The sequence below is a fragment of the Rhizobium sp. SVR5-2C genome, from assembly GCF_056755115.1.
Map to the genome: position 1 here is coordinate 1 of NZ_JBNDHT010000172.1, position 12666 is coordinate 12666.

General features: G+C 60.5%; 14 protein-coding genes. 11 read left to right on the forward strand and 3 right to left on the reverse strand.

The features are described from left to right. The coding region (locus tag ACPYOI_RS31515; RefSeq protein WP_481423849.1) for an ABC transporter substrate-binding protein at positions 1 to 977 on the reverse strand (977 nt) is incomplete at its 3' end. A gap of 103 nt (positions 978 to 1080) precedes the next feature. Between ACPYOI_RS31515 and ACPYOI_RS31520 the strand changes: the two genes are divergently transcribed. Together ACPYOI_RS31520 and ACPYOI_RS31525 are read left to right on the forward strand one after the other, a co-directional pair. Then, positions 1081 to 1887: a class I SAM-dependent methyltransferase gene (locus tag ACPYOI_RS31520; protein ID WP_481415420.1), complete on the forward strand. Its 807-nt coding sequence runs from the start codon at positions 1081 to 1083 to the stop codon at positions 1885 to 1887. 332 nt (positions 1888 to 2219) lie between these two features. Next, positions 2220 to 2498: a hypothetical protein gene (locus tag ACPYOI_RS31525; protein WP_481415419.1), complete on the forward strand. Its 279-nt coding sequence runs from the start codon at positions 2220 to 2222 to the stop codon at positions 2496 to 2498. Positions 2499 to 2570: 72 nt separating this feature from the next. Here ACPYOI_RS31525 and ACPYOI_RS31530 read toward each other — a convergent pair whose 3' ends face one another. Further along, positions 2571 to 2873 carry an MliC family protein gene (locus ACPYOI_RS31530; RefSeq protein WP_481415418.1) on the reverse strand — a complete coding sequence of 101 codons (303 nt, stop codon included), beginning with the start codon at positions 2871 to 2873 and terminating at the stop codon, positions 2571 to 2573. Positions 2874 to 2963: 90 nt separating this feature from the next. Beyond that, positions 2964 to 4082 (reverse strand): helix-turn-helix domain-containing protein, encoded by a 1119-nt coding sequence (locus tag ACPYOI_RS31535; RefSeq protein ID WP_481423850.1) that lies wholly within the window; start codon positions 4080 to 4082, stop codon positions 2964 to 2966. 534 nt (positions 4083 to 4616) lie between these two features. Between ACPYOI_RS31535 and ACPYOI_RS31540 the strand changes: the two genes are divergently transcribed. The 9 genes from ACPYOI_RS31540 (at position 4617) to ACPYOI_RS31580 (ending at position 12590) form a co-directional block, all read left to right on the forward strand. Continuing rightward, a complete protein-coding gene (locus ACPYOI_RS31540; protein ID WP_168833060.1) occupies positions 4617 to 5573 on the forward strand; it encodes a Bug family tripartite tricarboxylate transporter substrate binding protein in 957 nt (318 codons plus the stop codon). 24 nt (positions 5574 to 5597) lie between these two features. Continuing rightward, positions 5598 to 7100 carry a tripartite tricarboxylate transporter permease gene (locus ACPYOI_RS31545; protein ID WP_168833059.1) on the forward strand — a complete coding sequence of 501 codons (1503 nt, stop codon included), beginning with the start codon at positions 5598 to 5600 and terminating at the stop codon, positions 7098 to 7100. Then, on the forward strand, positions 7097 to 7615 hold the full coding sequence (locus ACPYOI_RS31550) for a tripartite tricarboxylate transporter TctB family protein (RefSeq protein WP_481415416.1): 519 nt from the start codon (positions 7097 to 7099) through the stop codon (positions 7613 to 7615). The genes ACPYOI_RS31545 and ACPYOI_RS31550 overlap by 4 nt, the downstream gene beginning before the upstream one ends. A 48-nt stretch (positions 7616 to 7663) precedes the next feature. Then, positions 7664 to 8434, forward strand: a complete 771-nt coding sequence (locus ACPYOI_RS31555; RefSeq protein ID WP_481415415.1) for a class II aldolase/adducin family protein — start codon at positions 7664 to 7666, stop codon at positions 8432 to 8434. Between the two features lie 41 nt (positions 8435 to 8475). Then, positions 8476 to 9249, forward strand: a complete 774-nt coding sequence (locus ACPYOI_RS31560; RefSeq protein ID WP_481423851.1) for a class II aldolase/adducin family protein — start codon at positions 8476 to 8478, stop codon at positions 9247 to 9249. Between the two features lie 77 nt (positions 9250 to 9326). Beyond that, complete coding sequence (locus ACPYOI_RS31565; RefSeq protein ID WP_481415413.1) at positions 9327 to 9905, forward strand: chromate transporter; 579 nt, start codon at positions 9327 to 9329, stop codon at positions 9903 to 9905. After that, positions 9895 to 10434 (forward strand): chromate transporter, encoded by a 540-nt coding sequence (locus ACPYOI_RS31570; protein ID WP_481415412.1) that lies wholly within the window; start codon positions 9895 to 9897, stop codon positions 10432 to 10434. The genes ACPYOI_RS31565 and ACPYOI_RS31570 overlap by 11 nt, the downstream gene beginning before the upstream one ends. Before the next feature lie 237 nt (positions 10435 to 10671). Continuing rightward, positions 10672 to 11589 carry a LysR family transcriptional regulator gene (locus ACPYOI_RS31575; RefSeq protein ID WP_481415411.1) on the forward strand — a complete coding sequence of 306 codons (918 nt, stop codon included), beginning with the start codon at positions 10672 to 10674 and terminating at the stop codon, positions 11587 to 11589. A 161-nt stretch (positions 11590 to 11750) separates the two neighbouring features. Continuing rightward, a complete protein-coding gene (locus tag ACPYOI_RS31580; RefSeq protein ID WP_481423852.1) occupies positions 11751 to 12590 on the forward strand; it encodes an alpha/beta fold hydrolase in 840 nt (279 codons plus the stop codon). Positions 12591 to 12666 lie beyond the last annotated feature (76 nt).

Consider the following 12666-nt stretch of genomic DNA (forward strand, 5'->3'; position numbering starts at 1 on the left):
TTGTAGAACTGATGCCAGATCGCATGGACATTGCCGGTCTTGACCGCCTTGATATCCGTGAAGGCGGGCCGCTGCATCAGTGCCGCGAGCTTCCTGGTGGCCTCGGCCTTGTCAGCACCGGCGCCCAAACCCATCCACTTGCCGCCGGGAACGTAGAGCTCCCAGTTGGCGCCGGTGACGATCACCTGATCGGGATTGGAGGCGATGATCTGCTCCGGGTTCACCGTCCCGAAGGTGCCGGGGATGATGTCCTTGGCCAGGTTTATGCCGCCGGCAAGTTCGACCATCTCGCCGAAGTTCTCGTCGCCGAAGGACATGCAGCAATCGTCGCTATAGCCGCCGGCGCGCTCCATGAAGACCACGGGCTTCTTCAGGCCCGTCGCCTTGGCAATCACGCCGGTGACGCGGGCGAGCTGCTCGTTGCGGAACTTGACGAAATCTTCGGCACGCTCTTCCTTGCCGTAGAGCTTGCCGATGATCCGCATGGAGTCATCGGTATGCTCCATGGCCTTCTCGCGGAAATCGACGTAGACGAGCGGAATGCCTACCTTGGCGAGCTTTTCGATATAGCCGCTTTCCTCGGTCGCCGATTTGGCATCGATGTTCATGATGACGACGTCGGGCTTCAGCGTGACCGCCTGCTCGATGTCGAAGGTGCCGTCCTTCATGCCGCCGAAGCTGGGGATCTTTTCCATCTCCGGGTATTTCTCGAGATAGGCATTATAGCCGTCGAGATCCGCCTTCTTGAAATCGTCCCGCCAGCCGACGATGCGTTTGAAAGGTGCGTCGGTGTCCAGGGTTGCCGCGAAATAGATCTGCCGTCCTTCACCAAGGATAACGCGTTCGACGGGAACGCTGACCTCGACCTCGCGGCCGCTGATATCCTTTATCGTCACCTTCTCGCCGGCTTCCGCTGCACCCGAAAAAAGAGCGAGCGAAAGCGCGGCGGCGGTTGCCACCACACGAACGTTGAACACGTTTACCCCCGTTGAAATGTTTCGGTGTGGATTTATTATTTTATGACTTTTACAGTCAAGTTATTTCTTTTAGAAGCGTTCCAGACACGGTTCTGGAGGGTGTATGCATCAGGTAGCGGCCCAATCAAATTACAGTCTGAAAGACGAGATCAAGGCCTATTGGTCGGTGAGGGCAGAGACCTTCGACACGCAACCGGGTCATGAAATCTTCTCCGAGGCCGAGCGGGCTGCTTGGCATGATCTCATTCTCAGGCATCTTGGAGAAGGCAAGAGCCGCAAGGCGCTGGATCTGGCTTCGGGTACGGGCGTCGTCTCCCATCTTCTGGACGATCTCGGTTTTTCCGTCACCGGCATCGATTGGGCGGAACCAATGCTGGAGCGAGCACGGGCCAAGGCGAAGTCGCGCGGCCAGGCAATCCGTTTCCTCATGGGTGACGCGGAAAATACCATGGAGGCGGACGCCTCTTACGATATCATCACCAATCGCCATCTCGTCTGGACCCTCGTCGACCCCAAGGCGGCTTTCGCCGAATGGCACCGTGTTTTGAAACCCGGCGGCAAGCTGCTGATCATCGACGGCGATTTCGTCAATCCAAGCCTCGTCTCACTCCTCGCGAACCGTCTCGCCGATGCGTTGTCCCGGCTTCGCCGGAGCTCCGCTCGCCCGCATCAGCCGCCCGCCCTTGCCGAAACGCACAAGAGCATCCTTTCGCGGGTCTACTTTTCGAAGGGTGCACGCGCCGAAGCAGTGGCGGCGTTGCTGACGGACGCCGGCTTTTCGACCATAACCATCGACACGAACATGCGGACGATCCACAGAACGCAGAGAGGGAATTTCACCTTCCTGAAGGGCCTGGAAAGGGCTGCGCAGCATCGCTACGCAATCTGTGCGGTGAAGGCGGTGAACTGACGTTATCCGACGGGATGTCAGGGCCGAGAAGCCGGACACGCGAGAAATCAGATCGACTGTCGGGAGAGCCGCGATTCGGCTCTCACATGAGACCCGGACTTGGATAGACGTCGCGTGAGAGCGGCGGGATGCACGCGTCTCCGGCCTTGGTTGAGCAATAATAATATCAAGCGTTTGCCAATCGTCTCAGCGAAGTATTCTGAACGTATCAATTTTGTTCCCAGCCTCGTAAATATGCGCTCCAGTCATTGCCCTTCATTCGCGCGTACGTATTTTGCTCGGCGTAAGTAATTGATCTTGCGCCACCAAAGCTGGATTTAATGGAGTTATTGATGAAATCTTTATCTTTGCCGCCGCGCCGAACGGCGCTCGCTTTTTGCCTTGGAATAGCCTTTGCTTCGAGCGCCGCAATCCTTCTGCAGCCGAGCCGCGTCGAAGCTCAGTGGGGCGGTAACCAGCCTTACATGCAGTCGGCGCTGAATTCGCTGGTCTCTGCGAAATCATCGTTGCAGAAAGGTACGACCAACAAGGGAGGCCACCGCCTCAACGCGATCAGCCTGGTCGATCAGGCGATCGTCGAGGTGCAGGCCGGCATGGCCGTCGCCAACTGATCGAGCTTGCCGCAAAGCTGCTTCCGGAAGGCGCCCGATTGGGCGCCTTTTTTATTCGATCCAAGCTTCGAACTATTGCGCGTGGCAGTTGGTCGATCTGCCGGCCGCTTCGAGCTGCGCGTCGTCGCCTTTGATCCAGAACACCACGCTGCCATCCGTGTAGCGCGCGCCTGAGCCGGACCTCGCTTGCGGCAAACGGAAGCTGCGGCCACCTGTCGTGATCAGGACCTCGTTCGTGGAATTCACAAAGCTTGCAATGACCGCCGTGCCGTCGTCGCAGCGATACATCACTCCGGCCTGGTCCTGCGCGAAAGCAGCGGCCACGCTCATCAAAGGCAGTGCAGCTCCAAAAACAGCGATTCCGATCCTGGTCACGTCTATCTCCTTGTATCGAAAAGCGCAGCCCGTACCAGAAGGCGACAGCGGCGGCTTTGCCCTCCATCCCTGCTTGCTTTGCACTCCGTCTCATTTCTCCTGGCGGATGGTGCGAAGCGCGGAGAGTTGCGGAATGGCGCCTGTGAGCTCGGCCACCCAGCGCGCCGCTTCGGCGTCGGGACGAGGCTCGGCCGGGCGATCGTCCGGAGGCGCATTGGAGGTCCGTAGCGACCGCTCGCGCGCTTCCCCGGGCGTGAGGCCAAATTCGCGACGAAAGGCCCGGATGAAGGTCGCGTCCGAGCTGAATTGGCATTCGACGGCAACGTCGATGATCCGCCAGGGGCGGAATGCCGGAGAAACAAGGATGGCGAAGGCGCGGTGCAGCCGGCGCTGTTGAATGTAGCTCGCGGGGCTCTGCGGCGCAAACAGGCGATAGAGGCTGGCGCGCGATAGCGCGAAGCGGCGGCATAGGTTCGTCACATCGAGCGAGGCTGTGCTCAGATTGTCCTCGATGTGCCGTTTGATTCGGGCGCGCAGCGCCTCTTGCGATGAGCTCGGGAGGGGGACGGTGTTGTCGGCGTGGGAATTCATGCCGCCGGCTGCAAGCTGCGCCAGCGATTGGGCTGCCGCTTGGCGCTCGGCCTGCGTCAGTTGCGCCGCGTAACGCTTCAGCGCCAGCATATGTTCGCCGATCAGGGCTCCAAATGCGGTCTCGCGCCTTGCAACGGTGATCGTCGGAACGTTTTCGATCGCGGCGAACAGGGGCGCGAGCAAAGGGCGAGGAAGCATGAAGCTCAAAACTCGGGCTACGCCGTCGTCGCCCGGAATTTCGCGCGTCAGGTGGGGTTTACTCATATTGATGAGGGAGACGTCACCCGCCCGCTGCAGGAAGGTGCGCTCGCCAACGATGAATTCAGCGCCGCCGCCGAGATACATGACGAGCTGAAAGTGATCGAGGCCGCGCGCGATATGCTCGGGCGTCCTGTTATAGCGCAAGGCGCTCGAACGGCCGTCCAGCAGCAACGCATTGCCAAGATGCAGGGTGCTGGCGACGACACGGAAATTCTCCGCCTCGCCAAGCATCGCCGCGTCGCAGATGTCGACGATCAGCTCGCACAAGCGCTCGAACCCCTGCTGCGGCGAGGCGAAAGCAGCCGTATCGAACAACAGCGGCTGTCCGTCTGTATTGGGCGCGGCTTCAACGCTCATTTCGCTTCTTGGGGTCTGAGTAGCAAGGAACAGAAACCTACATAAGGATTTCCGGGGATTTTGGGAAGAACACGAATTTGGGCATAATTTTCATACAAAAGAGATCGAGTTGCAGCAAAATTCTATCCCACGCAGGGCCGGGAAGTTTTGCCCCGATCATGCCGGCCGCTTGCGACGCGCTAAAGGACGGAGGCCGCGCGGAGTTGCCGAGCAAGCGGATTTCGCGCGTGGCGAGCTACGAATTAAAATTATAGCAGCGAGCAAAAATCTATCCTTGTTATGAACCCGGCAGGCTGTATCCGTTTGGGTCACGCTAGCAGTTGGGGAGGGTGCAGATGCGTTTCGACCAGTCGGACGTCGATCTCATTCTCAAATTGCACTTCAGCGCCACAGATCTGCACAGCATTCGCAGCGCCGGCGCCTGATGCGTGTTTTCGGGTCAAATTTCGTTCGTTGAGCGCAAGGCGACCGATGCCGGCGATGCGGTCCGGTATCCGACCATACCCACGGGACGTTAAGAGGAGGAGAGTGAGAGTGAGAGGGATTATTCAGACAGTCGTTGCTTGTCTTGCGCTGGCAGCGACCCCGGTCGTGGCGGCCGATTTTCCGGCCAAGAATATTGAATTCGTGATCCCGGTGAGCCCAGGCGGCGGGTTCGATACGTATGTCCGGGCGATTTCGCCGACCATGGAGCGCCACCTGCCGCAATCCGTCAACGTCGTCCCGACGAACGTTCCGGCCGCTGGCGGCGCGCGCGGCGCGGCGCAGGTTTTCCGTGCCAAGGCCGATGGTTACACGATCGGCATATTCAACATCCCCGGCATGCTGGTTCCCCAGATCCGTGGGGACAGCGGTCTGCAGTACGATCTGACCAAGATGACCTGGCTTGCGAGCTTCGGCCACGATGACTACGGCGTCGGCGTTCCCTCCGCCTCTTCCTACAAGACTGTAGCGGACCTGAAGGCGCTCGGGCGTCCGGTCAAGTTCACAGCCTCCGGCCCGTCTTCCACCGCCTATTCCACCACGATGATCGCGACCGACATGCTCGGCATCAAGCGCGAGATCATCTCCGGCTACAAGGGCAGCAACGACTACGTGCTTGCCGTCATCCGCGGCGATGGCGATGCCGTCATCGGCCCGCTGCCGCTTCTCAAGAAATTCGCCGAATCCGGCGAGATGCGCATTATCGGTACGTTCGAGGAGAAGTCCTCCGTTCCCGGCGCGCAGAATGCTACGGAAATGGGCCGCCCCGAACTTTCCAAACTGACGCTCGGCAGGCTTGTCGCAGGCCCGCCGGACCTTCCGCCCGAGGTCGCAAAGACGCTGGCTGACAGCCTGATGGCCGCCATGCAGGATCCGGACACGGTGAAGTGGTCGAAGGAAAGCGGCATCGACATCGAACCCGGCGACGCGGCTGCGGCCAAGGCTTCGCTCGAAAGCCAGTTCGATTTCTACAAGCAGTACAGCCAATATCTTGGCCCTGCCAACTAAGCACCAGAGGATCGGGAAAGATCGATGCTTGACGTCGCGCTCACCGCGGCTGGCAATGTATTTACGTTGCAGTCGCTTCTGTTTCTGACGATCGGGATGCTGATTGGTCTCATCGTCGGCGTCGTTCCCGGCATGGGCGGCACGACAGCGCTTGCAGTCTTCGGGCCGATGACCGTCGGTCTCGACCCCTATGCCGCCCTTTCACTAGCGGGCGGGCTGATGGGTGCGGTGTCCTTCGGCGGCTCGGTCACCTCGATCCTCATCAACCTGCCTGGCGGCGCGCCCAACGCAGCGACTTGCCTCGACGGATATCCGCTCGCCCAGCAGGGCAAGGCAGGTCTCGCGCTCGGCGCCTCGGCAAGTTCGTCTTCCGTCGGCGGCGTCATCGGTGTCTTCACGCTGCTGCTCGTCATTCCGATCTCGAAGACGATCGTCCTCGCCTTTGGCCCGTCGGAATTCTTCCTGCTGGCGGTGCTCGGGCTGGTGACGATCGCCGCCTGCGCGCCGGGCAACATGCTGCGCGCCATGATCGTCGGCGGTATCGGCTTGCTCTTTGCCTTCGTCGGCTTCGACAACGTCAACGGCGGCACGCGCTTCACCTTTGGCATCGAACATCTGTGGGAGGGCGTTCCGCTGGCTCCGGCGATGATCGGCCTTTTCGCCTTCCCGGAGATGATCGAGCTCTCCGCTAAGGGCGGCTCGATCGCCAAGCACAAGGACAAGGTGGGGCTGACAGGGACGCTGGACGGCGTATGGGCCTCGTTCAAATATTGGAAGACGCTGCTTCGCGGCTCGCTGATCGGCACGCTAGTCGGCGCGATCCCTGGCGTCGGCGGGACAGTCGCCGCCTTCCTTGCCTATTTCAGCACCGTTCAGGCCTCCAAGGATCCGAACAGCTTCGGCAAGGGCAACATTGAGGGGGTCATCGCTCCGGAAGCGGCCAACAATGCCAAGGATGGTGGTAACCTCATTCCGACACTCGCCTTCGGCATTCCCGGCACCGCCGAAATGGCCGTGCTCCTCGGGGTCCTCGTGCTGCACGGTATGGAGCCCGGACCGACGATGATCATGCATCACGAGGCGGAGATCTACGGTCTCATCCTGACGCTGACGCTGTCATCCGTACTTGCTTCGGTGATCGGCCTGATGATGGTCCGCCCGCTGGCGATGATCACGCGCCTCGACGCCCATATCCTGGTGCCCGCCGTCATCGCCATTTCCTTCGTTGGTGCCTATGCCAACGACTCGCTGGCGGGGGATATCGTGCTCGCCTTCGTCTTCGGCATCATCGGCTATCTGCTGATCCGCTTCGATTATCCGCGCCTGCCGCTCGTCATCGCGCTGGTGCTCGGCGAACTTGCCGAACGCAGTTTCGACCAGACGATGATGATCTCGAGTGGGCATTGGTCGATCTTCGTCACCCGTCCGATCTCGGCCTTGCTGCTGTTTATGATCGTCTTTGCTCTCACCTTCCCGATGCTGCGCTCGCTCTCGCGGCGGCAGAAAACGGCCGAGGAATTGTCATGAAGGAATCCCCCAAAGGCTTCAGCGCGCTTGCCCAGAATTTCGCGCCGCCGCTCGTGCTGCTTACCATCACCGGCATCTTCATCGTCGCATCCTACGGATATCCGCCCGCCTCGCGCGAGGTCCCTCTCCTTGTCTGCTATACGCTGGTGGTGTTGATCGCGCTCGATATCCTCTCGCGCACGGCGACCCGCACCGGCGAGCTCGTCCGTAAATATCTCAATCCTGGAGCCGGCATCACGCAGATGCCCAAGAGCGACGAGGAGGACGAAGGACATCCGTCCGGCCGCCGTGAGCTGTTGGCGGTCGGCTGGGTTGCCGCCTTTACGGCGGGCGTGATGCTCGTCGGCATTCTGCCCTCGGTGCCCGTCTATCTGGCCTCCTACATGATCTTGGAGGGCCGCAAGAAGCCCCTCTTCAGCATCTTGATCGCGGCTGCCGTCGTTCTGTTCCTGTGGGTCAGCTTCGAAGAGATCCTTTCCATTCCGCTCTATCGCGGCGTCCTCTTCGAGGACTGACGAGCGGCCTCAACATTCACATTCAAGGAATATCATCAAGGAGTTTCAATGAGCGGTTTTCAGGAAGCAAGGTCCGGTACGGGATATGACGTCGAGGAGCGCCGGCTGCGCGAGGAGGTGGCCTCCTGCACGCTGATTCTCAACAGTCTCGATATCCTCGGTTATAGCGGCCATGTCAGCGCCCGGCTGCCAGACGGACAGCATATCCTGATCCAGTCCTTCGACCAGAGCCGCGCCTCGTTGGGACCGGACGATCTTCTGATCTGCGACATGGAAGGGAAGGTCGTCGTCGGACCGAAGGGCATCCGCGCGCCGGCCGAAGTCTATCTCCACACCGAAGTGCTGAAGGCGCGTCCCGACGTCAATTCCGTGGCGCATTTCCATGACGATCTCGCCACGACCTTTACGATCGTCAAGAACAAGCCGCTGCTGCCGGTCAAGAACCACGCGATCCGCTGGGCGAGTGGCATCCCGGTACATCCGGATCCGAGCCATGTCAGCGATTCCGAGCTCGGCCACGCGCTGGCGAAGACGCTTGGCGGTCATCAGGCGCTGCAGATACGCGCCCATGGCCAGGTCATCGTTGCCGAATCCGTCAAGGCGCTGTTGATCGATTCCGTGCATTTCGTCGAAAATGCCAAGGCGCTCTACGACGCGCATCTCTTGGGAGAGGTCGAGCCCCTGACCGCCGCCGAGCTCGAGGATTTCGGCCGCACCTTCAATCGCGACCGGCACGTGGCCAAGCTCTGGAAATACTATGTCGGCCGTGCCGTCGACGATGGAATCATTCCGGAAACCTGGTCATCGGTCGTTGCCTGATCAGCGACAAGACAACCCCTGCGGCAATATACGGAAACATGATGATGGATCAGCACGATCTCCTTGAGGAACTGGTAACGGCGAACCGAATCTTGGCCAACGAAGGGGTTCTGGATTCCTTCGGACATGTCAGCGTGAGAAATCCTGAGAATCCGAACAGCTTCTTTCTGTCACGGGCGCGGGCGCCGGCGATCATCGAAGCCTCTGATATCATGGAATTCACGCTGGACGGGACGAGCATCGGCGCGGAGCCTGGCAAGCCTTATTCCGAGCGCTTCATTCATGCCGGCATCTACGAAGCGAGACCAGAGATCAATGCCGTTGTCCACAATCACAGCCCGAGCGTGATCCCGTTTTCCGTGACCGGCAAGAAGCTTCGACCGATCATGCACATGTGCGCGCCGATCGGCGACGACATTCCGACGTGGGATATCAGCCACAAGTTCGGCGAAAGCACCAATCTTCTGGTGACCAACATAGACATGGGTCGCGATCTCGCCGCCTGCCTTGGCGGGCGGACGATGACGCTGATGCGGGGGCATGGCAGCACGGTCGTCGGGCGCTCGCTGCGTGAGGCGGTCTTTACGGCCGTCTACATGGAGCTCAATGCCGGCATGCAGATGAAGGCGATGGCGCTGGGGGAGGTGACCTATCTCTCCCCGGGCGAGATCGCCGCCATCGAGCGCGGTCGCGCAGGCTTCACCTTCGAGCGCGGCTGGGAGAACTGGTGCCACGAGGTCGACCGCCCCTACGTACCGGGCAATTGGGATTTCGGGGAGGGCTATTCCCGTACCGATAGGCAGGCGGGTGGCTAGCCGCTAGGCGGTTCGGGGAAGCCGGCCGGACCGGGCCGCGCTTCCATAAGCTTCAATGAGAGCCCGCGGCGCCCAGCATGGATATCCAGACAAACCAGGCAATTCCTCTGAGACCCACTTCGCTGCTGATGCTTTTCACCGTTTGCTTCAGGATCGGGATCCTGAGCTTCGGTGGAGGTCTGTCCGGCTGGCTCTATCAGGAGTTCGTCCGCAAGCGGAATTGGATCAGCGAAGATGATTTCGCGAGCAGCATGGCGATTTCGCAAATGCTGCCAGGGGCCAATGTCGTCAACATGGTGGTTTGCATGGGCGAGCAACTGCGCGGGCCGCTGGGAGCCGCCACCTGCATTTTCGCCTTTCTGGTGGGTCCCTTTTTTGCCGTCATCGCACTCGGAGTGCTCATCGGCCATCTCGGTGATGCCAAAGCTTTCGAGGCGAGCCTGATCGGCGTTGCCGCCGCGGCGACGGGACTGCTCAGCACCGTCGGTTGGCGGGGCATCGTGAGATCCCGCCGCAACTGGGCGGCTCTGTTCGTCACCATCGTTACCATCATTACTGTCGGCATCCTCCAATGGCCGCTTCTGCCCGTTGTGGCCGTCATTGCGCCGGTCAGCGTTCTCTTGCGCTGGAAACGGGGGGCGGCCGATGCGCGATGATGTTCTAATCGGGCTGGTGATGATCTTTGTGCCCTTCTCGCTGGCTTCGATCGGCGGCGGCGGCAGCATCATCGCGGGCCTCGAGAGCGAGCTCGTCACCGGGCGGGGCTGGCTAACTTCCAAGGAATTCGTCGAGCTCTTCGCCGTTTCCCGCGCGGCACCCGGCCCCGGGACCATGCTCGCCACGCTGATCGGGTGGAGAATGGCCGGCTGGACGGGCGCGCTCGTTGCTTCGCTCGCCTTCTTTCTTCCCTCCTCGCTGCTTTGCTACGCCGTCTTCCGGCTCTCGAACGCCCATCGCGAGAAAGCATGGCATCGCATCATGCGCGAAGGGCTCGCGCCGATCGGCACCGGCCTCATCATCGCCGGCGTTATTTCGATATTGCGTCTGACGAGCGGAAACATCGCCTCGGTCGCAATCGCGCTCGCCGCGGCTGTAACTTTGATAGCAGTCCCGCGCCTGCCGCCGCTGCTTGTGATCGCGCTCGGCGGCTGCATCACTTGGATGATGTATGGGGTGCTGAGCTGACCGGCGAAGCGGCGCTAAGCCGAGCTTTCCATCGTCGATTTGACAACAGACCTGGCGCGTTACGCAACGTCCCACAACGTTGCTGGAAGATATGTCCTCTAGCACCGCATCTCGTTGTCCCATAATGAAGATAATGCCGTACTAGTTGGACATCTGGTTGTGCCTAAGACGGTCGGTAATGCCGCCTTTTGACTGATCGGACTGCTTTGGAAAGAGCTTCGGGACATCGTGCTAGCTATGCATCACGAAATAACACTTGCTTCGCTCCGCTATTTTGTCTCCGTGGCGGAGGAGCGGAGTTTCACCCGGGCAGCCCAGCGGCTCAATGTTGCGCAACCGGCCTTGAGTCGGCAGATATCCAAGCTGGAGGTGGCGCTCGGCTCGCCGCTCTTCACACGATCCGTTCGCGGAGTGCAATTGACGGAGGCCGGCGAGGTATTGCTTACCCGCGCCTACACGATCTTCAATCAGGTCGAACAAACTGTCCACGATATCGCCATCACGGCAAATGTCGCGCGCGGCGTGGTGACGGTCGGAATGCCGCCGACACCCGGGGAACTGATCGCTCCGCCGCTTCTGGAATATGTGCGCGAGAACTACCCTGAAATCGAACTCCGCTTTCGTGAGGCCTTCAGCGGCGATCTGCTTCGTATGCTGAACAACAACGAGATCAGCCTCGTGGTCATGCATGAGGCCCCTTCAGAAGATGACTTTCTCGTCACGCATCTGCTGGACGAATATCTCTGGGTCGTCGGCAAGTCGGGATCGCTCAAGCAGGAGAGCTATACCTTCGCCGAGGCGGCGGCCCTGCCTCTCATCCTGCCCAGCCGGCCGAATTTCCTGCGCATTTTGGTTGATCAGGAGGCGGAGAAACACAAGCTCGATCTCAATATCGTCCAGCGCTCGGACGGCGTGTGGATCACCAAGGCGCTGGTGCGATACGGCCTGGGCTATACGATCCTGACCCAGGGCGGCGTGCTGTCCGAGCGGCTGCACGGTACCGTCGATGCCGCGCCGATTGTATCACCGCAGATCAACTGGACGCTGATTACGGCAACGCGACTCGACCAGGCAAACAAGCCAGCCTTCCGGGCGGTGAACGAGGCCATCCGCAACATCGTCGAAAGGCTGCGGGAGAGTTCGGCTTGGAAATAACCATGCCGAGGCGGCATGGAGACGATAGTAAAGAAGTATTTGTGATATAGATTTACACTCCTTTAATCTGCCCGCGAATTCCTAATCGAATCCGCGAGGGCGCATTGAGCATTCGCCAGTTACAGAGCGAGATCGGACCAGGCGGCGCGACAGAAACGCGTTTGGGGCCCTCCGAGACCCTGTTCCCGGATCGTCCCGCAGGAGCAGAGTTTCAGGTCAAAGTCGATGGTTTAAACCTCCGGGTCCGGGTCGATGGCGCGCCAGGCAAGCCATGGATCGTCTTCAGCAATTCCCTCATGACATCCCTTGATATCTGGAATGATCAGGTCGCGGAACTTGCGGCCTCGTTCCGAATTCTTCGCTATGACCAGCGCGGTCACGGCGGCAGCGACGTACCGCAACAGCCGGCCGATTTCGACCGTCTGGCAGACGATCTGCTCGAACTGATGGACGCCTTCGGTATCGCCTCGGCGACATTGGTCGGCATTTCGATGGGTGCGGTGACTGTGCTGGCCTTTGCGTTGCGCAGTCCCGGCCGTGTGGACCGCCTCGTCATGGCGGACGGTCAGGCAGCGACGGCACGGGGCGGAGCAACGGTCTGGCAGGAGAGGATCGACCTCGCCCAAGGCAAGGGCATGGCCGGTCTTGTCGAGCCGACGCTGCAGCGCTGGTTTCTGCCGGCGAGCATTGCCGGGAAGGAGAGCGGAGTCGATATCGTCGGCGAGATGATCGCCTCGACGCCGCTCGAAGGCTTTGTCTTGGGCGCGCGGGCGCTTCAATCCTTCGATTACCGGCCGCGCCTCGCAAGGCTGGAATGTCCGGTTCTGCTGATCGCGGGATCCGGGGACAGGCCGCTTGCCGAGACCATGCGAGACATGGCGCCGCAGATTGCCGGCGCCCGCTTTGTCGAGATTCCGGAGGCGGGTCATCTGCCGAATGTCGAACGACCGTCGCGTTTCAATGCGGCGCTTGTGGATTTCATCAACCGCTCCGGCGGTTGAGAAGAAGTAGGCACAGACCGCGCTCGGAGAGGACCGCGGAGCTGTGCCGGAGATGTGCAATCACACTGCTATAGGG

Excerpts from the sequence above, each read along its gene's own strand:
- ACPYOI_RS31520 (WP_481415420.1), top strand. The coding sequence starts at position 1,081 with ATGCATCAGGTAGCGGCCCAATCAAATTACAGTCTGAAAGACGAGATC.
- ACPYOI_RS31525 (WP_481415419.1), top strand. The coding sequence starts at position 2,220 with ATGAAATCTTTATCTTTGCCGCCGCGCCGAACGGCGCTCGCTTTTTGC.
- ACPYOI_RS31535 (WP_481423850.1), bottom strand. The coding sequence starts at position 4,082 with ATGAGCGTTGAAGCCGCGCCCAATACAGACGGACAGCCGCTGTTGTTC.
- ACPYOI_RS31545 (WP_168833059.1), top strand. The coding sequence starts at position 5,598 with ATGCTTGACGTCGCGCTCACCGCGGCTGGCAATGTATTTACGTTGCAG.
- ACPYOI_RS31550 (WP_481415416.1), top strand. The coding sequence starts at position 7,097 with ATGAAGGAATCCCCCAAAGGCTTCAGCGCGCTTGCCCAGAATTTCGCG.
- ACPYOI_RS31555 (WP_481415415.1), top strand. The coding sequence starts at position 7,664 with ATGAGCGGTTTTCAGGAAGCAAGGTCCGGTACGGGATATGACGTCGAG.
- ACPYOI_RS31560 (WP_481423851.1), top strand. The coding sequence starts at position 8,476 with ATGATGGATCAGCACGATCTCCTTGAGGAACTGGTAACGGCGAACCGA.
- ACPYOI_RS31565 (WP_481415413.1), top strand. The coding sequence starts at position 9,327 with ATGGATATCCAGACAAACCAGGCAATTCCTCTGAGACCCACTTCGCTG.
- ACPYOI_RS31570 (WP_481415412.1), top strand. The coding sequence starts at position 9,895 with ATGCGCGATGATGTTCTAATCGGGCTGGTGATGATCTTTGTGCCCTTC.
- ACPYOI_RS31575 (WP_481415411.1), top strand. The coding sequence starts at position 10,672 with ATGCATCACGAAATAACACTTGCTTCGCTCCGCTATTTTGTCTCCGTG.